The sequence below is a fragment of the Ruminococcus sp. genome (genome assembly GCF_045129435.1).
Lineage (GTDB): Bacteria > Bacillota > Clostridia > Oscillospirales > Acutalibacteraceae > Ruminococcoides.
Genome location: NZ_JBGVJL010000147.1, coordinates 1 through 22,471, shown reverse-complemented (window position 1 = coordinate 22,471; position 22,471 = coordinate 1). Strand labels below are relative to the sequence as shown.

General features: G+C 37.4%; 23 protein-coding genes. 14 read left to right on the top strand and 9 right to left on the bottom strand.

Annotated elements, in window-relative coordinates; all coding sequences use genetic code 11:
* Both ACJMMI_RS07100 and ACJMMI_RS07095 read left to right on the top strand, forming a co-directional pair.
* Positions 1-356 (top strand): hypothetical protein (locus tag ACJMMI_RS07100; RefSeq protein WP_405354549.1); only part of this gene is annotated, 356 nt, incomplete at its 5' end.
* 12 nt (positions 357-368) lie between these two features.
* A complete protein-coding gene (locus tag ACJMMI_RS07095; protein WP_405354546.1) occupies positions 369-1,124 on the top strand; it encodes a type II secretion system protein in 756 nt (251 codons plus the stop codon).
* Positions 1,125-1,227: 103 nt separating this feature from the next.
* Here the strand turns inward: ACJMMI_RS07095 and ACJMMI_RS07090 are convergent, their stop codons facing one another.
* The 6 genes from ACJMMI_RS07090 to ACJMMI_RS07065 all read right to left on the bottom strand — a co-directional run bounded on the left by ACJMMI_RS07090 (position 1,228) and on the right by ACJMMI_RS07065 (position 7,860).
* Positions 1,228-1,902 carry a TIGR00266 family protein gene (locus ACJMMI_RS07090; protein ID WP_405354545.1) on the bottom strand — a complete coding sequence of 225 codons (675 nt, stop codon included), beginning with the start codon at positions 1,900-1,902 and terminating at the stop codon, positions 1,228-1,230.
* 581 nt (positions 1,903-2,483) lie between these two features.
* A complete protein-coding gene (locus ACJMMI_RS07085; protein WP_405354543.1) occupies positions 2,484-3,026 on the bottom strand; it encodes a prolyl-tRNA synthetase associated domain-containing protein in 543 nt (180 codons plus the stop codon).
* Between the two features lie 72 nt (positions 3,027-3,098).
* Positions 3,099-5,246, bottom strand: coding sequence for a hypothetical protein (locus ACJMMI_RS07080; RefSeq protein WP_405354541.1), 2,148 nt, complete (start codon positions 5,244-5,246; stop codon positions 3,099-3,101).
* Complete coding sequence (locus tag ACJMMI_RS07075; protein ID WP_405354551.1) at positions 5,224-6,123, bottom strand: ABC transporter ATP-binding protein; 900 nt, start codon at positions 6,121-6,123, stop codon at positions 5,224-5,226. The genes ACJMMI_RS07080 and ACJMMI_RS07075 overlap by 23 nt, the downstream gene beginning before the upstream one ends.
* Positions 6,116-6,493: a GntR family transcriptional regulator gene (locus tag ACJMMI_RS07070; protein WP_405354540.1), complete on the bottom strand. Its 378-nt coding sequence runs from the start codon at positions 6,491-6,493 to the stop codon at positions 6,116-6,118. The genes ACJMMI_RS07075 and ACJMMI_RS07070 overlap by 8 nt, the downstream gene beginning before the upstream one ends.
* A 428-nt stretch (positions 6,494-6,921) precedes the next feature.
* Positions 6,922-7,860, bottom strand: a complete 939-nt coding sequence (locus tag ACJMMI_RS07065; RefSeq protein WP_405354539.1) for an AEC family transporter — start codon at positions 7,858-7,860, stop codon at positions 6,922-6,924.
* A 131-nt stretch (positions 7,861-7,991) separates the two neighbouring features.
* Between ACJMMI_RS07065 and ACJMMI_RS07060 the strand changes: the two genes are divergently transcribed.
* The 4 genes from ACJMMI_RS07060 (at position 7,992) to ACJMMI_RS07045 (ending at position 9,414) form a co-directional block, all read left to right on the top strand.
* Positions 7,992-8,378 (top strand): type II toxin-antitoxin system RelE/ParE family toxin, encoded by a 387-nt coding sequence (locus ACJMMI_RS07060; RefSeq protein ID WP_405354538.1) that lies wholly within the window; start codon positions 7,992-7,994, stop codon positions 8,376-8,378.
* Complete coding sequence (locus ACJMMI_RS07055) at positions 8,362-8,637, top strand: helix-turn-helix domain-containing protein (RefSeq protein WP_405354535.1); 276 nt, start codon at positions 8,362-8,364, stop codon at positions 8,635-8,637. Before ACJMMI_RS07060 ends, ACJMMI_RS07055 begins: the two co-directional genes overlap by 17 nt.
* Positions 8,638-8,736: 99 nt before the next feature.
* Positions 8,737-9,129: a hypothetical protein gene (locus ACJMMI_RS07050; protein WP_405354533.1), complete on the top strand. Its 393-nt coding sequence runs from the start codon at positions 8,737-8,739 to the stop codon at positions 9,127-9,129.
* A 63-nt stretch (positions 9,130-9,192) separates the two neighbouring features.
* Positions 9,193-9,414 (top strand): DUF378 domain-containing protein, encoded by a 222-nt coding sequence (locus tag ACJMMI_RS07045; protein WP_405354531.1) that lies wholly within the window; start codon positions 9,193-9,195, stop codon positions 9,412-9,414.
* Positions 9,415-9,464: 50 nt separating this feature from the next.
* On the opposite strand, the gene ACJMMI_RS07040 is transcribed toward ACJMMI_RS07045, so the two are convergent.
* Positions 9,465-10,673, bottom strand: coding sequence for an acetate/propionate family kinase (locus ACJMMI_RS07040; RefSeq protein WP_405354528.1), 1,209 nt, complete (start codon positions 10,671-10,673; stop codon positions 9,465-9,467).
* Between the two features lie 181 nt (positions 10,674-10,854).
* Here ACJMMI_RS07040 and ACJMMI_RS07035 point away from each other — a divergent pair, with 181 nt between their 5' ends.
* The 5 genes from ACJMMI_RS07035 (at position 10,855) to ACJMMI_RS07015 (ending at position 16,969) form a co-directional block, all read left to right on the top strand.
* Positions 10,855-11,988 (top strand): nucleotidyltransferase family protein, encoded by a 1,134-nt coding sequence (locus ACJMMI_RS07035; protein ID WP_405354525.1) that lies wholly within the window; start codon positions 10,855-10,857, stop codon positions 11,986-11,988.
* Positions 11,989-12,104: 116 nt separating this feature from the next.
* Entirely contained in the window at positions 12,105-12,782 is a 678-nt protein-coding gene (locus ACJMMI_RS07030; protein ID WP_405354522.1) for a DUF6796 family protein, read from the top strand.
* 194 nt (positions 12,783-12,976) lie between these two features.
* Positions 12,977-13,903, top strand: coding sequence for an AAA family ATPase (locus ACJMMI_RS07025; protein ID WP_405354519.1), 927 nt, complete (start codon positions 12,977-12,979; stop codon positions 13,901-13,903).
* 10 nt (positions 13,904-13,913) lie between these two features.
* Positions 13,914-14,873 carry a DUF58 domain-containing protein gene (locus ACJMMI_RS07020; RefSeq protein WP_405354517.1) on the top strand — a complete coding sequence of 320 codons (960 nt, stop codon included), beginning with the start codon at positions 13,914-13,916 and terminating at the stop codon, positions 14,871-14,873.
* A complete protein-coding gene (locus tag ACJMMI_RS07015; protein WP_405354515.1) occupies positions 14,870-16,969 on the top strand; it encodes a DUF3488 and transglutaminase-like domain-containing protein in 2,100 nt (699 codons plus the stop codon). The genes ACJMMI_RS07020 and ACJMMI_RS07015 overlap by 4 nt, the downstream gene beginning before the upstream one ends.
* Before the next feature lie 48 nt (positions 16,970-17,017).
* Here the strand turns inward: ACJMMI_RS07015 and ACJMMI_RS07010 are convergent, their stop codons facing one another.
* Positions 17,018-17,206 (bottom strand): DUF1540 domain-containing protein, encoded by a 189-nt coding sequence (locus ACJMMI_RS07010; RefSeq protein WP_405354514.1) that lies wholly within the window; start codon positions 17,204-17,206, stop codon positions 17,018-17,020.
* A gap of 135 nt (positions 17,207-17,341) precedes the next feature.
* Between ACJMMI_RS07010 and ACJMMI_RS07005 the strand changes: the two genes are divergently transcribed.
* The 3 genes from ACJMMI_RS07005 (at position 17,342) to ACJMMI_RS06995 (ending at position 20,633) form a co-directional block, all read left to right on the top strand.
* Positions 17,342-17,677: a hypothetical protein gene (locus tag ACJMMI_RS07005; protein ID WP_405354513.1), complete on the top strand. Its 336-nt coding sequence runs from the start codon at positions 17,342-17,344 to the stop codon at positions 17,675-17,677.
* Positions 17,678-17,776: 99 nt separating this feature from the next.
* Complete coding sequence (locus ACJMMI_RS07000; protein WP_405354512.1) at positions 17,777-19,990, top strand: ATP-dependent RecD-like DNA helicase; 2,214 nt, start codon at positions 17,777-17,779, stop codon at positions 19,988-19,990.
* A gap of 16 nt (positions 19,991-20,006) precedes the next feature.
* The gene (locus ACJMMI_RS06995; RefSeq protein ID WP_405354510.1) at positions 20,007-20,633 is read left to right on the top strand and encodes a ComF family protein; all 627 of its coding nucleotides are present in this window, start codon (positions 20,007-20,009) and stop codon (positions 20,631-20,633) included.
* A gap of 119 nt (positions 20,634-20,752) precedes the next feature.
* On the opposite strand, the gene ACJMMI_RS06990 is transcribed toward ACJMMI_RS06995, so the two are convergent.
* Complete coding sequence (locus tag ACJMMI_RS06990) at positions 20,753-21,844, bottom strand: dockerin type I domain-containing protein (protein WP_405354509.1); 1,092 nt, start codon at positions 21,842-21,844, stop codon at positions 20,753-20,755.
* Positions 21,845-22,471 lie beyond the last annotated feature (627 nt).

Here is a 22,471-nt window from a genome sequence, read left to right as displayed (position 1 = left end):
CTTCTCATAATCCAACATCAGTATGGGATTCAAGCTTAGATTTATCTAAAAACAAGCTTTTTGCCAATCAGCCAAATACAGGTCTGAAATTTGACTCAACCATTCAAACAAATATTAATGATGATGTAAACGCTCTTGACAATTCAATGACTGCTACACAGTATGATGCAGCATCAATAGGCACAAGAGATTTTGACACATCTGAAATGGCATATGTTGTTGAATTTCAGGGTAAATATGTAAATAATGAAGGCAAGAAAATGGTATCTTACAAGATAACAACCTATGTTGACTATGGCACAAACGGAACAACAACCTGCGAGGGTATTGTTACCAAGCCGGAATTTGCAGAGTAAGGAGGATATACAATGAAAACCAAAAATATCAAAAAATATCTCTCCAAACGCTCTATAAAGGCAAAAGCAGGTGCTACGCTTGTTGAGCTTATCGCAGTTGTATGTATTCTTGCAATAGCTTCTTCAACCTGTATCGGTGGTATGTTTGCTATGGCAGATGTAGCTAAACGAGGTCAGGATTTATCATACTGTGAACGCACAAGCGATATGATTTCAAAACAACTTTCAGTGTATGGTAATTCAGGCAGTGATGTTCAGGGATATGTAAGTATGCCAACAGCAAGTGCTTACAACGAAACATCAAATCCCGGCGGTTTTATGGATGTAGAAAATCCGTCAGGCGGCTATGGTAATAAGAACGATTATTTCCTCTATGCTGACCCTAATGTAGAATACAGACTAATTCTTGCAAGATTTGACACAACAACAAGCCCTTATCATTTTAAGACTGTTACTACTATTGATAATGTAAAGTCAATTACTTTTAATGTTCAAAAGCTGAATATGAGTGCAGAACGCAAATACATTCTTCAATATACTGTAACAACAGTTGGCACAAACATCTGGGATCAGGCTACTAAGAAGCGTGTTGAATACACAATGTCGAGCGGTGTTGTTCTTAACAACACAAACAGCTCTACACCTGCTATTTCAGCATTAGCACCCGGTAGTAATGACACAATCACAATGAAAAGTCCTTCAACTGTTGCAAGCAGTACATGTATCCGCATTCGTACTTCAAGCAGAAGTGATGTAGATATTTCTTAATCTAAACCTAATTTAAAAGCTGTACCAAATCGGTACAGCTTTTTCTTTGCCTATAACAAAATGCCCTGCAAAAAGCAGGGCATAATTTTATGTATCTATAAACTTAGTTTGAAGCAATGAAAGGACGGATTGCAGCCGCTACTGTTGAAATTGGGTGTGACTGTAAGAATACTCTGCCGGGGCCTGTAATAACTGTATTGAATAATCCCTCACCGCCGAGGAACATATTCTTAACGCCCTTAATACGCTGAATATCCATCTGACAAGATGCGTCCATTGCCGCAAGGTTACCTGTATCAACAATAATCTGCTGACCCGGAGCTAAGTTGTACTGCTTGCAAAAACCGTCAATCTCTACAAAGGCTGTGCCATAGCCTGAAAGCTTCTGGAGAATGAATCCCTCGCCTCCAAAAAAGCCTGCACCGGCCTTTTTATTAAAATGTACTGAGAGTTCAACTGTTGCTGAACTTGCAAGGAAGCCCGATTTCTGGACAATTATAGGCATATTAGGCTGAATCTCAAAAGGAATAATTGAACCCGGAAAGCTTGAAGCAAGTGTAATAAAGCCCGGGCCGCCCATAGCTGTGTAGCGGTTCTGCATAATTGACTCACCTGTCATCATTTTTCCCAACATCTTGCCTACTCCGCCGCCTGTGGTTTCCATATTAAGGTTTGGTGACATCCATACCATTCCGCCACCCTGTGTAATAATTGTTTCGTTGTTTTCAAGTGATACTTCCACAATAGGAAGTGATCCTCCTTCAATTTTGTACTGCATAAATATACCTCCATAAAATTATACAGTCAGCATTATATCATAATTTCAAAGCAAAGTAAATACAATTTCACAAAAATTTCTCCCATAAAGAACAAATGACTTCCATAAAAGAAGTCATTTAAAAAACTGTTCTGTTTTAAAGTTTCAGATAATTAACATAAAATTTAGGTCGAGCCTTTTTAAAGGCTCGTGGGTTTGGGCAACGCCCAAGTAAAGTTATTTTTATAACAATTCATATGGCACAAACAGCAACGCTGTTTGTGTACTAAAATAAAGTTTGGCAAAACGGCGGTAGCCATTAAAAAGAATAATTTTATTAATTAATATAAAAAAGATTTTTGTGTTGCTATCGCAATTATAAGGCTTTCGCCATTGTGTTCAAGCCGCCAAACAGCAAGCTGTTTGGCTATCAGAATTTTGCATAAACCTAAAGTATTTGTGGGCTTTGCCCACACCCACAACCTTTGAAAAAGGTTGACCAAATTTTTATGCCCGAGTATAAAGTCTGTAATAGTTCAAGCAAAAATTTTCCCGACCGTTACAAACTATAATTTCTCCCCAACTATAATAAACCAAAAAACTTATTCACCTGTTAAGTGTACTACAGTTGCGGTGTGATTTACCGCTTTTAAAAACTTATCAAATACATCTGCCGTCTTTATTTTCAGACTTGAGGTATTCACACATGGGTGACAGCCTACATACTCGCCCTTTAAAACATCTTCATCAACAAGCAAGGTAACGGCATTTTCTTTGTCATTCATAAGCCCCATAACACTTACTGAACCAGGTTGAATATCAAGGTACTCCTCCATTGCCTCAGCCGATGCAAAGGATAGTCTTGCCGAATTTATCTGACTTGAAAGCTCCTTTGTTTTGAAAGGCTTATCACCCGGCATCATAAGCAAATAGAACTTTGTTTTCTGCCTGTTGCACAAAAACAGATTTTTACAAATCAGCACATCAAGCACCTTATCAATCTCGTTACAAGCCTCCATAGTATCGGCATGTTCGTGGTCTGTACGCAAATACTCGATTCCAAGACTATCGAGAAAATCATACACCCTTATTTCCCTGTCTGCTCTTCCCTCTTCGTTCTGCGGTCTTCCCTTAAATAATTCCATCGCTGTTATCCTCCTGTCATATAAATACATTCAGGGCGACTGCATATTTCTACGCAGTCGCCCTGACTTCATTTATTCTGCATAATAATCGTCGTAATAGCCATCATAATCTTCGTAATACGAATCGTCAGAGTAGAACTCAGAATTCAAGTTTATTGTGCTGTCAGAGTTAAGGATTCCGTATTTTTGCAGTACCTCTATGGTATTTGTGTATGACTTAGGAATAAAGTAGGTTTCTTCAAGCGTATTAAAATAACTGAATACTCCATCGCTCTCCTGCCGCCTGTAATCCATTGATATCTCGCAGACAAAGTCCTTTGAATACATTTCTCTTATGTCCGGCAAGGAATAACCGGAATAGAGGTAGTCATATGAGCTGTAATAATACTCATTTTCGTGTATAATTCCGTACGGGTCACAAAGCACACCGTTAAGGTATTTATCGTCAGCCTCAAAATCCTTTTTAAGCGCCTCGTTAAGCTCATTGAGAATAATTTTCTTGGATGCAGAATTATTGCTGTCGGAGTCTGAGCCGTATAAATATGAATTATTCGAAGAAACAACCGATAAACCCGTGTAGTTTTTTCCTCTTACCATCGCTGTAATTCTTGCTGCCACTGCGCCAATCTCAGCGTCACTTTTCGCATTCATAAGACCTGAATATTTCAACACATATGTTTTGCTTGAAATAAGCGGATTTGCTATACTTTTAATACTTTCTGTATCAATAACGTAAGAGCTGTAATAATTATCATCATCCATAGAATCAGCCATTGAAAGCAGTGTTTCGGAATAATACCTTGTTACCGTTCTGCCGCTGTTCAGCTTATAGGCTATAGCGTAAGCGTCGTCATAAATAAATTCTCCAACGGCATTATACAGCATACTTCCCCATACGCATCTGAATTTTACTGCGGATTTTATTTTATCGTTTCTGCCGTCAAGCACTTTATTATGAATCTTTATAATATTCTCAATGTCGCTCTTTTCGGTAAAATCTCCTGCGCTCTTTGACATTACGCTTGAAAAATTATCATTTCCAGAATAGTAATACTCAGTCAGGATAATTCCCGCACTCTTTACATCCTCAGTCTTCGGCACATAGCTGTTGTAGCCGAATATATCAAGGTTGATAAGAGCCACGCCTGCAATTACAACAACGGCAAGACCGCCGTAAATTGGGAGTGTTCTTACAAGCTTTTTCATTCCCTTGTAGAAAAGCATGTGAGTAATCAGGAAAGCCGGTGCGCTCGCAAGTATAAAACCAAACACAAAGCCTGCAACGCCGTTGCCGAATACATTTAGCGAGCCGAACATTGTACCGAGGAACATACCTGCAAGGAACGATACAATAACCTTGATAATGTGGCACGGAATGTAGTAGGCAAAGGAGGTCTGCGCCCTCTCCGACCTTCTTTTCATAATCAGCAGAGTACCGAAGGCTATGCAGGCAATACTGAATATTACCCAATAAATAAGATTATTTCCGAAATAAGCCGAAATAGGATTGAGCGCATTCATTATAATGCTTTTGGAAATGTCGCCCGTATATGCGCCCGTAAAGAAAGCGTCAATATATCCTCTTACAAATATCATAGATAACGGATAGCAAACGCAAACTGCAATAAACATAATAACCGTGTTAAAGGTTGTGCCGCAGCATGCTGAAAGAAATCCGTATGCGCTTATGCAGGCAAGAGTACCGACAATAAAATTAATGTACATCTGTGTAACCTGTGGCAGCATAAATGTACCTGTACAAATTGAAATAATAGCAATAATGCCCATAAATACAAGCATTGGTACTATTGAGAATAAGTAAGCTGCAAAGCTTTTTGCAAGGAAAAGTCTTGCTCTGCTGATTGGAAGTGAACCGTAAAAATCCACCTTACGCTTGTTGTGCATATATGAAAAAATCTGCACGGTATAGATAATTGTAAATATTAATGTAAGTAATCCGATGATTGCAGATGCAGCCGCCTGAAATACCTGTATTCTCTGAGAAATCGGTACGGCTGACACATCGCTGTCGTTTATAGCGATTGTAGCAAATGTCGCTTTTTCGCCTGTAAGCACCATAACAAGTGTAAAAATAATTACAGTTGCTACGGCAGAAAGGATTGAATAAACAAGCATTGAACTTTTACAACCCTTTAAGTCCCACAACACAACAGAAAAAATCTGCTTTAATTTATCTTTAAAGGATACTGTGGATGTCATATCCTGCCGCCCCCATTTCACTAATAAATATTTCCTCAAGAGTAAGAGGTAAAGCCGAAACAAAAGCAGGATTGAGTGCCTTTATCTTTGGCATAAACTCCTCTTCTGTTCCTTTTATTGTAAGATTGAAAATATTGCCGTTCTGAGTAATGTTAATTACATCAATGCCTTCAAAAATATTCGGCTTGTAAGGTAATTCTGTAAATGCAACCTGTACCTTGCTCAGATTATGCCTTAAATCGTCTATACCACGCTCAAGCAGCATATGCCCCCTGTGCATAAGACAAAGTCTGTCGCACAAATCTTCAAGCTCTCTGAGGTTGTGAGAGGCAATTACAACCGTTGTATTGTTGTCTGAAACCTTTTCAACAAGCAGGCTTTTGAGCATATGTCTTACAACCGGATCAAGACCGTCAAAAATTTCATCAAGAAATAAATACTTAGGACAGGTAGAAAGTGCTAAAATAAGTGCCGCCTGTCTTTGCATACCCTTTGACATATTAATAATAGAAGCTTTTGGATTTATCGGAAAAATTGAGCAATATCTTCTGTACTCTTCCTCACTCCAGTTAGGGTAAAGCCTTCTGTAAAGAAAAGCTGTGCTTTCAACTGTACTTGTATTATAAAAATAAGGAAAGTCAGGAATAAAAAAGCATTGTCCTTTTGTAACAGGATTATCAAAATGCTGTACTCCATCAATTTTTACAGTACCGCCGTCAGGTGCATACACACCGGCAAGCATACGCAAAAGTGTTGACTTACCACTGCCGTTACTGCCAACAAGACCAACAACCGAGCCGTCCTGTATATTAACAGTCATACTGTCAACCGCATTTATTTTTCCAAACCTCTTAGTAAGTCCGCTAATTTCAATCATCAATGCCACCTCCATTATAAATATCATCAACGATTTTTATCAGCACACTTTTATCTACACTCAGCAAATTTGCTCGCTGTGTACTTTGCTTAAAATCGTCAATAGCCATTGCCTTTTCGGCACAATCCTTTGTAAGCTTGTCAGAAACATAACTTCCTCTGCCAACATTTGAAATAATATATCCCTCACTCTCAAGAAGTCTGTATGCTTTTGCAACTGTATTTGGATTAATTCCAAGCTCAGATGCAAGACTTCGCACAGGGGAAAGCTTGTCGCCGGGCTTTAACACGCCTGCTGAAGCAAGTCTTATGATATTAGTACAAATCTGTTCATAAATCGGTACTCGTGATGTTAAATCTATCTGAATCACTCTACTGCCTCCTGTCTTTTATATTGTACTAATTGAATTTATTGTATTATCGTAATTAGTACACATTTAATATATACTAATTTCCTGTTTTTGTCAATACTTTTTTTCATAGTTGCAAAATTTATCAAATTGTCAAATTTTATTCTAATTATGTATTATGTTATTTTTATATAAATACAAGTTTAAAAAAGCAAAAAAAGAAAAAAGCAAGACAATGTCTTGCTTTTTTCTATGCTCACAAAAATAAAAGAAGGAAATAACTATAAATATTTTCAAAATCTTAATTTGAAAATTTGTAATAATTTATCTTATGGCTTTATTATAGCACACAATCCTTCAAAATCAAGCAAAAATTTTTAATTTCTTCAAAATCAGTCAAATATACATATTGAATAAATGTGTCATATCCGTTTTGTATAAATTGCACATTAGAAGAAATTTAGTTCCTTTAAGAAATAAATCCAACCAAACAGCGTAAAACACGAAAGCATCGTAGTAAATACTACCGTACCTGCCGAAAGCTCATAGTCGCTCTCCATTTGCCTTGCCATTGTATAAGACGATACAGCACAAGGTGAAGCAAATATTCCTATGAGCGACACAAGGTCTATTCCTCTGAAGCCCAACAAAATAGCTACAGTAAGTGCAAGTGCCGGCACAATAAGCAGTCGTGCAAAAATAACTGCAATCAAATTTTTCTTGTATCTTTTAATACTCGCAAATTCAAACGATGCACCCAGCACAATCAATGCAAGCGGAGTAGCCGCAGATGCCATATCGGATATTACGCTTTCAGCTATCTCAGGCAATTTAATACCGAAACCCGCAAACAAAATACCTGCAACCGAACCAATAATAAGAGGATTTTTAGCAATACCTTTTAGTATCTTTGTAATTTTTATGCTTTCTCCTCTGAACACCTCAAGTGTGATAACAGCTAAAATATTATACATCGGCACAATTACCGTTACGAGCATTGAGGTCATTCCAAGCCTGCCGCTGCCAAAAATATTGCCGACAATCGGCAGTCCCATAAGTACAAAGTTACTTCTGTAAATAGCCTGAATCAACGCACCACGGCTTTTATTTGACTTTTCAAATAAAAGAGCAAAGCCTAATGAAAGACCGTAAATAACAGCCACAGCTACAACCGCATACAAAAGCAGAGAATCGTTAAAATCCGCCGATAAATCAAAGGCATAAATATTATTAAACATTAAAAACGGAAAGAATACATTAAAAACAATTTTGTTAAGCACAGGCAAATGCGATTCTTCAATCACACGCATTTTACGCACAACAAAACCTATAGCAAGCATAATAAACATGGGCAGCACCGCATAAAGTGCCACAAAAAAGTTCGACATACCATCATCTCCACAAAACAGAATAACATATATTTTTCAGAAATACAATATAGTTAGCAATACATATATTGACACTTGATAGCATTTATGCTATCATAGTTATATAATAAATAACGGCAAAGGTATAATATATGTATAACATTGAATTTTATGAAAATCTTAATGGTGAGTCAGAGCTATGGGATTTTCTTGAAAAATTAAGAAACCAGTCTAAATCAAATAAAGATGCCAGAATACAATATAAACAAATCATTTTTTACATTGAATTACTTCAAAATAACGGTACTAAATTAAACGAAAACATTACCAAACATCTTGACGAAGATATATGGGAATTACGACCGGGCAATAACAGAGTTTTTTATTTTTTCATAAAAAACAATACTTTTGTCTTATTACACCATTTCAGAAAAAAATCTCAAAAGACACCTCGCAGAGAGATAGAAAAAGCCAAATCAGAAAGAAATGATTATTTGAGCAGAAACAAGGAGGTAAATTATAATGAAAACTTGGAATGATTATAAAAACTTTGTAAAAAGCGAAGATATAACTGCAAAACAAGACATTGAGGAAATGGAAGGGCTTGCCGGAATTGTTAGTGCAATTATTGAAAAAAGAAATTCTCTTGGCCTAAGTCAGCGTGATTTAGCTGAAAAATGCGGTATTCCTCAGTCATCAGTAGCAAGAATTGAAACTTTCAAAACAACCCCAAAGCTTGACACATTACTAAAAATTATGCAGCCGTTAGGTTTAAAGCTGACAGTATCAGCAGTATAAACTATAAACATCTCTCCAATTCCATTCACTTAAATATCATTGAAAAAAACATTATAATATGTTAGAATATAAATAATATAAGTGAAAGGTTTTGAGATTTTGAAAAAATGCGATTATTGTGCAAAAGAAATATCATATTTTGAGCAATACTGTAGTGAAGAATGTCACGGCAATGCAAATAAATATTACGAAACTATCGAAAAATACGGAAAAGTTTTCAGCGTTATCAATATGATTTGCTTTTTCGGTATTCCGATTGGAATTTTCCTTTTTGCTTTTCTTAGAACAGCTGGAATGGTTATCACAGTTGCAAGCTGTGATATACTCGGCGTAATGCTTATTTTGCTCCCATTCCCTACCGAAAATATGATTTCCAAATACAAGCTGAAAAAAGCGACAAAAATCACCCGCATTATCGGTCTTGCCGTAATCGGACTTGGCTTTATGTTCTTGATTTTTATGCTTCTTTTCCCTGTTATTTTTCCCGACTAAATCTGAATAATTTATTTAAAAGCGTCAATAATATTTTTACAATTATAATTAAGGAGGATTATTATGATTGATAAAATTGCCCTGACGCTTTTAATTATTGGCGGAATTAACTGGGGCTGTGTGGGCATTTTCCAGTTTGACCTTGTAGCTTGGATTTGTGGCGGTCAGACGGGAATTATCAGCCGAATTGTTTACATTCTTGTTGCCCTTGCCGCAATCTGGTGCATTTCTCTTTTATTCAGAGATTCCGACACCGACACAGCGGTTACAAACGATTCCGTATAACACAAAAGGTGACTGTCCACTACGAACAGCCACCTTATTATTTTATGTAATTAAAGAGCCTCTACAATTTCTTTTGTATCTCTTGCAATAACAAGTTCTTCATTAGTAGCAATAAGCTCAACTCTGATTTTTGAGTTTGGAGTTGAAAGTGTACCGGTAACACCGCATGTTGCTTTCTTGTTAAACTCCTTATCCATTTCTACGCCAAGGCAAGAAATGTAATCGCATACAGTTTCACGGAGATGTGGCTGATTTTCGCCGATACCGGCTGTAAATACAATAGCGTCACAACCGCCGAGTGCAACATAGTAAGAACCGATTGTCTTTGCAATCTGATAGTAGAGCATTTCGTGAGCGAGGTGTGCTCTGTGGTTACCCTGCTCCTCAGCAGCACATACATCTCTGTCATCAGAAGATACACCCGATACGCCTAAAAGACCTGATTCCTTGTTAAGAATCTTGAGCATTTCCTCAGCAGAAACATTCTCTTTCTCTGCAATAAATGTAATTACAGATGGGTCAAGTGAGCCTGAGCGTGTACCCATCATAAAGCCGCCGAGCGGAGTAAGACCCATTGAAGTATCAATAACCTTGCCGCCCTTGATAGCAGTAATTGAAGAACCGTTGCCGATGTGGCAAGTGATAATCTTTAAGTCCTCAATGTTTTTGCCCATAAGCTCAGCCATTTTCTGAGATACATAACGGTGAGAAGTACCGTGGAAACCATAACGGCGGATACCGTACTTTTCATAGTATTTATAAGGAATGGCAAACATATAAGCCTTCTCAGGCATTGTCTGGTGGAAAGCAGTATCAAATACTACAACCTGTGGAACATCCTTGCCAAATACCTTTGTACAAGCGTTAATACCCTGAATATGAGCAGGATTGTGAAGTGGAGCAAGCGGAGCAAGCTCTTCAATCTTCTTGATAACATCATCTGTTACAAGAACTGACTTGTTAAAGTAGCTGCCGCCCTGCACTACTCTGTGACCGATTGCACCAACCTCAGACAAGTCTTTGATTGCACCGTACTGTGGGTCAATAAGAGCGTTTTTAACAGCTTCAAAAGCCTGTGTATGATTAAGCATCTCTGTTTTGCGTTCAATTTTCTCGCCATTAGGAGCTTTAAAACCAATAAATGCACCCTCCTGGCCAATTCTTTCACAGTTTCCTTTTGCAAGTACCTTTTCGCTGTCCATATCAATAAGCTGATATTTGAGTGATGAGCTGCCTGCGTTAATAACGAGAACCTTCATTATTATTCATCCTTTCAACTATATTAGTTGTCCAAAAGCGATTTTTGATATATAATATATCTGCGGACAATTAAAAGTCACTCTGTGAGTGTTACACTATAATGATAAAACTTTTTTAGATAGTTTTCAAGTGATTTTTTAAATATCTGACAATAAATTTTTGCTTTTTTGAGGTAAAACTATGGCAGTCGGTATAATTTGCGAATTTAACCCTTTTCATAACGGTCATAAATATTTAATACAAAGGGCAAAAGCCCTTACAAATGAACCTGTTGTGGTGGTAATGAGCTCAAGCTTTACTCAGCGTGGTGAAGTTGTCATTACCGATAAGTTCACAAGGGCAAAATCTGCTCTGCTCGGAGGAGCAGACCTCGTAATCGAATTACCTGTTGTATATGCGGTTTCAAATGCCGAGGTCTTTGCAAAAAGCGGAGTTAAAATTCTCTCGTCCTTTAAAGAGCTTACCCACCTTGCCTTTGGCTGTGAAAACAATGATATTGAATTGTTAAATCAAGCCGTATCCGCCCACAAAAATACTGCTGTGCAGGCTCTTGTAGCCGAAAAAATGCAAGACGGCTCATATTACCCAAAAGCACTTGAAACGGCTGTGCGTGAAATTTATGGCGACAATACAGCCAATATTCTTGCCACCCCAAACAATGTGCTTGCCGTTGAATACCTCAAGGCTTTACCCGACAATATTTTACCTCTGCCAATTCAGCGTGAGGGCGTTCAGCACGACAGCCACAGCACAGCTAACGGCTTTGCTTCTGCGTCATATATCAGAGAAATGCTTAAAAAAGGAAAAAGCATCACAGAATTTGTCCCCTATGAACCGTCTGAACTTGCCTTTCCCGAAAATTTGGAAATCTCCCTGCTTTACAAACTGCGTTCAATGTCGGCAGAAGATTTTGCAAATCTGCCCGATGTAAACGAGGGGCTTGAGAACAGGATTTTTTCGGCTGTGCACGAATATAATTCTGTTAATGAAATATTATTTGCTGTAAAATCTAAGCGTTACACGCTTGCAAGGCTGAGAAGAATTTTAATTTTCGCCCTTTTGGGCATTACAAAGGAAATTCAAAACATTGAACCAAGCTATGCAAGGGTACTTGGTTTTACAAAGGAGGGTGCAAAAATTCTCAAAAGCTGTAATTTGCCAATTATAACATCTGTAAAAAAGGGTTTGTTGCTTGGAGGTAATATTGAAAAACTGCTCAAAAAAGAAGTTTTTGCAACCGATGTATTCGCACTTGCACAAAAACCTCCCAAAAAATGCGGTTCAGATTTTACCACACCTATAATTAAAATATAACTTTTTTAATTACCACAAAATAAATTTTAGCTTTAGCATTGCAAATATTTTATTTTGTGGTAATATATTAGTATATAGTTAGTTGAAACTAACTTATATTGAAAAGAGGTAATTCTATGACAAAGAAAAAATCAATAATAATGCTGATTTGCGGCATATTAGGCTGTGTTTGCTTCGGCTGTGGTGACTGGCTGATGATTTACGGAGATGTAGCTCACAGCGGCAATGTTTACTGGCTCACAAACGGCACAGCACAAATTCCGGAATGGCGAAACTCACTTGCAATGCTGCTTTCATTTCCGGGAATAATTCTTTATGGCATCGCTCTGTTTTCAATATCAGATTTTATAATTGAAAATAAACATAAAAAGACATATAAATATCTTACAGCCTTTGGACTTACGCCTTGGCTAAGTTTGCACTTATTCTACATAATGATACTTTTCCTTTTCTCTTGGCTTAACGGCAACGGCTACTCTGATGTTGCAATGCCTGCTTGCGAAGCATTATTCAAACACTTATCGTGGATTGTAATGCTCAGCGAAGTTTTTATGCTTGCCCCGTTTATATATTGGTTTTACCTGCAAATTCGCAGCAAGACAACTTTTCCAAAACTCTCGGCTTTTACAAACATACTCATAATATACGCCGTTATGTACATTATAAAAATGCTTATGCCTGAGTCGCCGTTCCGCCTCGGCTTTACAAACGGTCTTATGAGCGAAAGTATGGTAATCTGGTTTATCATAGTTTTTATATGGGGACAGCACAGTTCAAAATCAATACATAATTAATCCTATACTTTAAAACATCTCAGTAAATTTATTGCTGAGGTGTTTTACTTTTTATATCAAATTTTATTGTAAATATTTTGTATTCTTATTGAAGATTTTATGAAAATAAGGTAATATATAATTAGATAGTTTTATTCCACACAAACTACATAATTTAGAGTTATAGTAAACAAAAATGAAATCAAGGTGAAAATATGAATGAATTTAAAGCAGTTTTAAACGAAGTCAGAAAGGTAATCAACGGCAAGGACAGAGAAATTATTATCACTATGCTTGCCCTGCTTGCAAACGGAAATATTCTTATCGAGGACATACCAGGTGTTGGTAAAACAACAATGGCACTCGCCTTTTCAAAGGCTCTTGGCTTAAAATACGGCAGAATACAGTTTACTCCCGACACCTTGCCTTCAGACATTACCGGTTTTTCTTCTTTCAGCAAAGAAAGCGGTAAAATGCAGTTTAACAAAGGTGCAATTTTCTGCAACCTTTTCCTTGCCGACGAATTAAACCGTACCTCAAGCCGTACTCAGGCGGCATTGCTTGAAGCTATGGAGGAAAGACAGGTTACTGTTGACGGCAAAAGCTATCCGCTTGAAAAGCCTTTTTCAGTAATTGCAACCCAAAACCCTGTGGGTGCGTCAGGCACTCAGCTTTTGCCTGATTCACAGACCGACAGATTCACAGTAAGAATTTCAATGGGTTATCCAAACTTTGAAGCAGAATGTCAGATGCTCATAAACCGCAGTAATCAAAATCCGCTGGATAATGTTAAGCAGGTTCTGACAATTTCTGAACTTGTGGCTATGCAAAACAAGGTTAAGGAAGTTTTCGTAAGCGAAGATATTGCAAAATATATCATTATGCTTGTTACCGCCACAAGGCAAAGCAATCTTATTTCAAGAGGTGCAAGTCCGAGAGCCTCGCTTTCTATTAAAGATATGGCAAAAGCGGCGGCTTTTGCAGACGGCAGAGATTATGTTGTACCTCGTGACATTCAGAATATTTTTGTAAATACATTAAGTCACCGAGTAATTCTGAGCGGTGAGGCAACAGCCAAGAAAATAAGTGTTTCAAGAGTGCTCAACGAAATTCTTAAAACAACAAGACAGCCCAAAATTTAGTGAGAGAAAAATGATAAAAAACATACTTATCTATATTGCAGTTCTGGCAATATCATTTTTATTTGCCGTTTTTTATTATGCTTGGTTTTCAAATTTTTTGCTTATAGTTGTGTTGTGCCTGCCTATTCTGTCACTTGCATGCAGTCTGCCGTTTATGATTTATTCGGCTGTAAAGGGCTTTACTCTGTACGCACCAAAGGTGATTTATGCAGACAGTACAGCACAGCTCAAATTAACGGCTAACAGCAAAAACGGCTTTTTCTGTCCGTTTGTCATAATTCCGATTTACGCAAGCAACAGCTTTTGCGGCAAAGCAAAAAAAATTAACTTTATGTACAGCGGAATAATTAAAAAGCCTTTAAAAATAAGTCTTGAAAAGCTTGGCAAAAACTGCGGATTGGTAAAAGCCGAAACCAAGTGGCTTAAAGTATATGATATGCTCGGAATTTTCTTTATACCGATTAAATTCAAAACCGAAACCGAAATACTTGTTATTCCAAAGGCTACAGAAAGCTTTGAAGAACTTTCCGACAAGCAGACCATAATAGGCTACAAAAAGAAATCGGGCGGTGGTTTTGCCGAGGATTACGAAATCAGAGAATATCACAACGGTGACAGTCTTAAAAGTGTACATTGGAAACTTTCGGCAAAGCACGATAATTTAATGGTGCGTGAACCAAGCCTGCCGATTTACAAAAATCTTAAAATTATGCTTATCCTCACCGACAAAGCCGAGGATAACAACAAGGTTATGGCTAAATTTGCAGGTGTTTGCCATAATGCAATTCAAAATGAAATTCCCTGTGCCGTATGCACAACAAAGTCCGTCGGTGCGTATAGCGTAACACCGCAGACTAATATTTATTCTATGTACAGAGCAATTTACACACAGCAAAATCTCGGTAATGCCGACATAAGCGATGCTGAGTGTTACAGCATATCTGCCGACTCAAAGGAGGTGGCGGAATGAAAAAAGCTTTAGTTTCAACTCTAATCGACTGCATTTGCGTAGTTTTTCTTGCTGTCTGCCCTATCTTCTGTTTTTCAAGTTCTTTTGAAATACTGTTTAATTCGTCGGTACTCATAGTTTCCGCCATACTTTTTTCCATTGTTTTTTCTTTGCTTTCAACATTTGTTACAAGCAATTCAAAATATGCAATTTCTATGGCGATAATTGCATTTGTAATTTTACTTATTGCCGTATTTTCAAGCGAAACGCTCCTTGCTCAGGCAAATTATGCAATAAACAAGCTTCTTGCACAATATTCTGTTTATCTGCCCGTATATAGCAGTATAAAATTTGCAGAATACATTGCAAGAGATGCAACAGGACTATTTGTCCTGTTATCCGCAATACTCAGCGGTGCTTTTTCATTTTTAGTTTCAAGAATTAAGTCAATTAAAATTGTTGCCCTGCTCTCTGTTGCACTGCTTGTGCCTTGCTTTGTGCTTGTAAATACATTACCGCAGCTTATGCCGTTGCTTGCAATATTTGTAATCCTGTTTGCCCTATATTTTTCATCGCAAACAAGGCGGTTAAGCTATAGTCACAGCGGTGTAGTAACTGCAATTTCGGCGGTAATTTTGGCGGTATTGGTTACATTTACAGCTATACTCAATCCTGTTGCAGACTATCAAAGACCAAAATGGCAGGACAGCCTGCTTAGCACCATTCAAAGTGCTACAGGAATGAAGACCTACAACGGCAGCGGCAAAATTTCATCTGCACTCGCAGAAGTCGGCAACAGCATAAGCCCCGAGGTTGATTTTTCAAATGCCGGTGCATTAACTCAGACAGGCAGAAAGGTTATGACTGTTACTTCTGATATTGACGGCAGAATATACCTAAAAGGTATGGCATATGCAAATTACGAAAACAACAAATGGTCGGTGCTTACAGACGAGCAAGCCGATGATTACCCACAGGATTATCAGTCATTTCTAATGACTATGTCAAGAAATACAAGCTACGCTTCCACCGTAACTATTGATACCGTAGATAAAGAAAGCATTATTTACACACCTTATTATCTGACTTCTGTTAATGATAATTTTTCCCCGGTTTGCGATGTGCTTGTTACAAATTCTGACAAAGCTGCAAGCTACAGTATGAATGTTATGCAGTATAAAGAAGCGTATCTTGAAAGCTTTTCACGAGCAGAAACAAGTGATGATTACAAATATGAAAGCTTTGCAGATCTCTATCTAGCACTGCCATATGACACAAAACTGGCTATGCTTGAGATTGCCGAAAGGAATAATCTTACAGGGCTTTATGAAAAAGATATTCCGCAGGCAGTCAAGGAATATGTTTCTCATTCTGCGTCATATTCTCTGAATACTCAAAAAGTTCCTGACGGAAGAGATTCGGCAGAATGGTTCTTAAATGATGCCGACACAGGCTACTGTATGCACTTTGCAAATGCGGCGGCCGTAATGCTGAGAGCGTTGGGTGTGCCTGCAAGATATGTAACAGGTTATTGTACAGATGTTGTTGACGGTGAGGCTGTCGTAACCTCGGACAATGCACACGCATGGGTAGAATATTACGATAAAAGTATAGGTTGGGTTCCGCTTGACGCTACTTCTTCAGACTTTGTAGTGCCACATGCTACAGAATCGGTTCAGCCTACTACACAGGCACAGACAACCGCACCAACAATTCAACCAACCACTCAAAAGCAAACCACACCTGTAAAGTCCGAAGTAAAAGCTAAAATCACCACACCTTCAATAATTACTATAGTAATTGCAATTATAATAACTTTGCTGATTTTAAGAATAATTTTTGCAAGGCTTTACAGAAAATACAGATTTACTCACAATAACTACAAATCACGAGTAATCTGCATTTACAGATACCTGAATAAATTATCGGTTCTTTCGCACAGAAAACTGCCAAATAAAATTGAAAAGATTTGCACAAAGGCAAAGTTTTCCACACACAATATTTCTAATGAAGAATATAAAACCGTATATAATTATATTCTTATATTCAGAAAAAATGCTATTTCAAAAATGCCTGTACTCAAAAAGTTATATGTAATAATACTGCTCTCACTATAAAGCAAAAGCTGTACCCCGATTGGGATACAGCTTTTTTACGCTGAAAAATTACTTACAACCGCAACCCGGCTTCAACTCAAAGCTCTGGCAGTCTGTGCACTGGGATACTGTAGGATTTGATTCGTGTGTACCAATCTTAATTGATTCAAGTGAGCAGTAATGTTCTGCCTCGTTATTATGAGAACAGTTATTAACAGTACATTTAATGCTACGGTTTACATAGGAGTTGTTCATCATTATAAATCACCTCATACATTATTAGCGAACTCAGCTCCATTGCTGATTTGTTCGCCCTAATATTATCCGCAAAAACAGAATAAATATACCTCACCAAAAATCACCTCTTTAATAAAATATATTGAGGTGATTTTTGTGACAGCAATTTCAACTGCCATACTGATTATTTTTGCTGTGTTGGGAATAATATACTGCGTAAGGGAAATTACATATTTCCTTTACAAAAACAAAAATAACTGCTCAATCATTATAGTTACACCGCTTAAAGACGAAAAGCATAATGCCGAATTTATTCTGCGTGGTGCCGCCGAAAGACTGCGGTGGTTCTGCCGAGGCGGAAAGGACTGCATAATCTGCATTGACTGCGATATGGACGAAGAAACCGAAAATATCTGTAAAGCATTGTGCAAGGAATACGGCTTTATAAAGCTTATAAAAAAGCAGGAGCTTATTAAGCTTTTAGACGAATAATCTTTAAAGGTGTATTGTTTATAAATAAAAACAATGCTATAATAATTATAATTGTGGCAAAATACCGCTGTAAATTTTTAAGGAAACAGGTATGTTTTTATGGATAACAATACACTTTTACAGCTTGAAGGCTATGTTGAAAGCGTAGTTTACAGAAATGAAGAAAACGGCTATACCGTTGTTGAAATATCAGACGATGACGATTATATAACTGCTGTCGGCATTATGCCAAGAGTGCATCAGGGCGACCTTTTAAAGCTCACAGGCAACTATAAAGAGCACCCAAACTACGGCAGACAATTTTCAGCACAGGTCTGCGAGCTTTGCCGCCCAAGCGGAACGGCAGGAATTTTGCGATACCTTTCATCAGGTGCAATCCGTGGAATCGGTGCAACCACAGCACAAAGGCTTGTAACCGAGTTTGGCGAAAAAACACTTGATGTAATGGAGAACGAACCAGAAAGAGTTGCTATGCTAAAGGGATTTTCTAAGTCAAAGGCTGAAGAATTTTCATTGCAATTAAAGCAAAGCACGGGTATTCGTACACTTATATTATTCCTCGGCGAATACGGAATAGGCAATGCCGCAGCTGTAAAAATTTTCACAGAGCTTGGCACAACCGCTATTGAGCAAATTAAGGAAAACCCATATATACTTTGCAACGGTGAATTTGGAATCAGCTTTCAGACTGCCGATTTCATTGCAAAAAGGCGAAATTTTGACGAACACAGCACAGAAAGAGTACGAGCAGGCATTGCGTATATTCTCATTCACAACGAGGGCAACGGCCACACCTGCCTGCCGTTTGAAGTGCTTTGCAAAAAGGCGGCTGAATTTCTCAAGGTTGACCTCACTCTGATAGCATCAACTATGCAAGAGATGATTTTTGACCGCTCACTTATTAAGGATAATGTAGGGGAAAAAGAATTTATTTTTGCACCGAACACCCACCTTTGCGAGCTTTACATAGCTTCAAGAGTGAAAATGCTGCTCGGCTTTGCGGCTGAACAAATTAAAAATATTGACTCTGAAATTGAAAAATGCGAAAAAAATGACGGCATTGAATATGCAACACTTCAAAAAGAGGCTATCACACAGGCACTCACAAAGGGTATGCTTGTGCTGACCGGTGGACCGGGTACAGGTAAAACCACCACACTGAATGCTATAATTAAGATTTTGCAGAACAACGGCAAAAAAGTATTGCTTGCCGCACCTACAGGCAGAGCCGCTCAGCGAATGAGTGCCTTAACCGGTGTTGAGGCAAAAACAATTCACCGCCTGCTTGAAGTGAGCTGGGATAAGCACGACAAGCCTGTATTCAACAAAAACGAGCGTAATCAGCTCAAATGTGACGCACTCATTGTTGACGAGGTTTCCATGGTGGATACCTTTATTTTTGAAAGCGTTATGAAGGCATTGCCGATTGGCTGCAGGCTTATACTTGTCGGCGATTCAAATCAGTTGCCGTCCGTTGGCCCCGGCAATATTCTCGGTGACCTTACCGACAGCGGAATTGTACCTGTTGTAAGGCTCAATGAAATTTTCCGACAGGCTCAGAAAAGCCTTATCGTAACCAATGCACATAAAATTGTAAACGGCGAAATGCCTGTGCTCAATGCCTCTGACAAAGACTTTTTCTTCTTGCTCAGAAATAACAAGGCTGAGATTTCTCAGGTGATTGTTGATCTCTGCTCTCAAAGATTGCCTAAGGCGTACGGCTACTCAGCATTTGACAATATTCAAGTTCTTTGTCCGTCTAAAAAAGGAGAGCTTGGCACAGCAGAAATGAATTTCAGACTTCAAAAGGCACTCAATCCAAAGTCAGCCGACAAAACCGAAATTGAAATTGCTTCAAAAACATTTAGAATCGGCGACAAAGTAATGCAGGTAAAAAACAATTATGACATTACATGGACTAAATTTGACGGCGAACAAGGTTCGGGAATTTTTAACGGCGATATAGGAATAATCGACTCTATCGACCGAAAAAATCGTATTTTACATATTAATTTTGATGACAAAACCGCAAAATATACCTACGAATACGCAACAGACCTTGACTTTGCCTATGCGGTTACTGTGCATAAAAGTCAGGGCAACGAGTTTGACTGCGTAATAATACCTATGTTTCAAGGCCCGCCACAGCTTTATTACAGAAATCTTCTCTATACCGCTGTAACACGAGCCAAGAAAACACTTGTGCTTGTGGGCAATCCAAAAACTGTGGAATATATGGTACAAAATAACCGCCGTACAAAACGATACAGCGGATTAAAGAAATTTTTACTGCGTGATGAACAGCTATATTAAAAGTGCAGCAAGTTTTTTGCTCGACATTGTTTTTACTGTAAAATGCCCATATTGTGAAAAGGTAATTGACAGGCAAGATTACGCCTGCAAGGAATGTAAAAGCAAATTTCCGCAAAAAGGCTTTGAAACCTATGCTATCGGCGGATATAAAACTGTTTCGCCCTTTAAATATGACGGAATTTTTGCAAGCGGTGTAAAGAATTTTAAATTCAATCAGAACCCTGCCTATTCCCGCCAACTTGCCGTACCACTTATAAATGAAATTATGCTGAAATATGACATAAGCACGATAGATATTATAACCGCTGTGCCAATGCACAAGGCAAATAAGCGTGAGCGTGGTTACAATCAAGCAGAACTGCTTGCAAAGGAATGTGCCGAAGTTTTCAACATTCCATATGCTATACTTGTTGAAAAACATAAAAAGAACAAGGCTCAGCACACACTAAAGGGCAAGGAAAGGGAAAATAATGTGCAGGGAGTTTACCGTGTGATTGACAGTCAAAAAATTGCCGACAAAAATATTCTGATAATTGACGATATTATTACAACAGGCAATACCCTTGGCGAATGTTGCAAAATTATGAAAAAATCCGGCTGTAAAAGCGTGTGCTGTGCAACACTTTGTGCGGCTGTAGTGTAACTTAAAAAGGTTGAAAGAATTGAAGTATTACCAATTCTTTCAACCTTTAATTTTGTTGTTTTTAGATAGTAATGGATAAATTATTACAAGGTTTGACCTAAAATTTTTAATTATTAGCTTTAGTCAACTATATAATTAGAAAGGTAGTCTTGCAAGGTTGTAACATCGTTTACATCAATCCTGTCATCATCATTTAAATCACAATAAATTTTATATCTGTTTTCCTCCCATATTGAATCATCTTCGCTGAAAAGAGAACCGTTAAGATACATCTGCAAACTTGTAACATCATTTACATTTGTTGACTTATCCGCATTAAGATCGCCATAATATCTGCCGTTAAGATCATATAAAGTATCAATATCAATAACACCGTTAGTGTATAATTCAACAACATTTTGTACTTTATTATCAACATAAAAGTAACTGCCCACAGGTGAATCGTCATAAATAAGATATACAAAATTTCCTGTTTTTAAAGATTTAATATTATTATCTGAGGAATAATCGTCCTTAACTAAAATATAATCAAATTTAAATTCTTCATTTAATGCAGATAAATTTAAATAAAAAATATCATAATTGCTTTCAGGACAAGGGTACCCTAAAGTTTGTTCAATATATTCCCTTGTTTGTTTTTCAATTTTAAAATATTCTTCCCATGTAATTTTGCTATCAACATTGTAGTAATCTTTATCTGCAAGATCAATAGATACCTTTATATCGGCATCGCCAAGGTTTAATATCTGTTCTTTGGTTGAAATGCAGAACAAGCATTCAGTCGCAGGAAAATATTTTATTTCTGATACCGAATATTTTTCATCTATAGTTTTCTTTTTATCACCGGGTTTCTGACTTCTTATATTATTTATATACTCTTCATAATCACGCAATAATTCATCACTATAGATTTTTTCACCGTCTTCATTTACAATAACCTCATCTAAACGATCGTTTTTATCTGCAAATGTATATATATCTTCTTGGTATGAAGTTAAATCAATCTCAACCGCAACCGTATCTGTATCTGCAATATCATCAATCGCCCACATAAGATTACCGGAAAGGTCATTTTTAAAATCGTGATTCCACATATCTACATCTGCTACAGCAGAATCACTGGTTTCTGCCGCTAAAGCTGTTGCTGTACTGCAAAGCATTGTGCTTGCTAACATCGAAACTGCAATTATACAACTTAATAACTTTTTCATAAAAAAGCACCTCCTAAAAATATATAAAATTCATACAAATTTCACAATTAAAGTATAACATTTTAATGCACAATAATCAACAATTAAAAAATAAATAATTGCACAAACTTTGTATAATTGTGTTAGTAAAAATAGATAAATATTGATGTTATTTTTAACATTGTGGTGACATCAATAAATTATTGTTTAAAAACGGTCGGAAAATTTTGCTTAAACTATCACAGACTTTCTTCTCGACCAAAAAAGTTTGGTCAACCTTTTTAAAGGTTGTGGGTGTGGGCAACGCCCACAATACTTTAAATAATGCAAAGTTTTGATAGCCAAACAGCCTGCTGTTTGGCTGTTTGAACGCAATGGCAAAAGCTTTATAATTGCGACAGCAACAAGAAAAGCCATTCGTTATATAATGAAAAAATTAATTATTCCTTTTAAAAGGCTATCGCCTGTTTTATCAAACTTTGATGTATCATACAAACAGCGTTGCTGTTTGTGCCTTATAAATTGCAATATGCACAACTTTTCTTGGGCGTTGCCCAAACCCACGAGCCTTTAAAAAGGCTCGACCGAAATTTATTTGTCCGATCAGAAAGCATAGGGTAATCTCAACACTTTTTAACTCCCGACCAT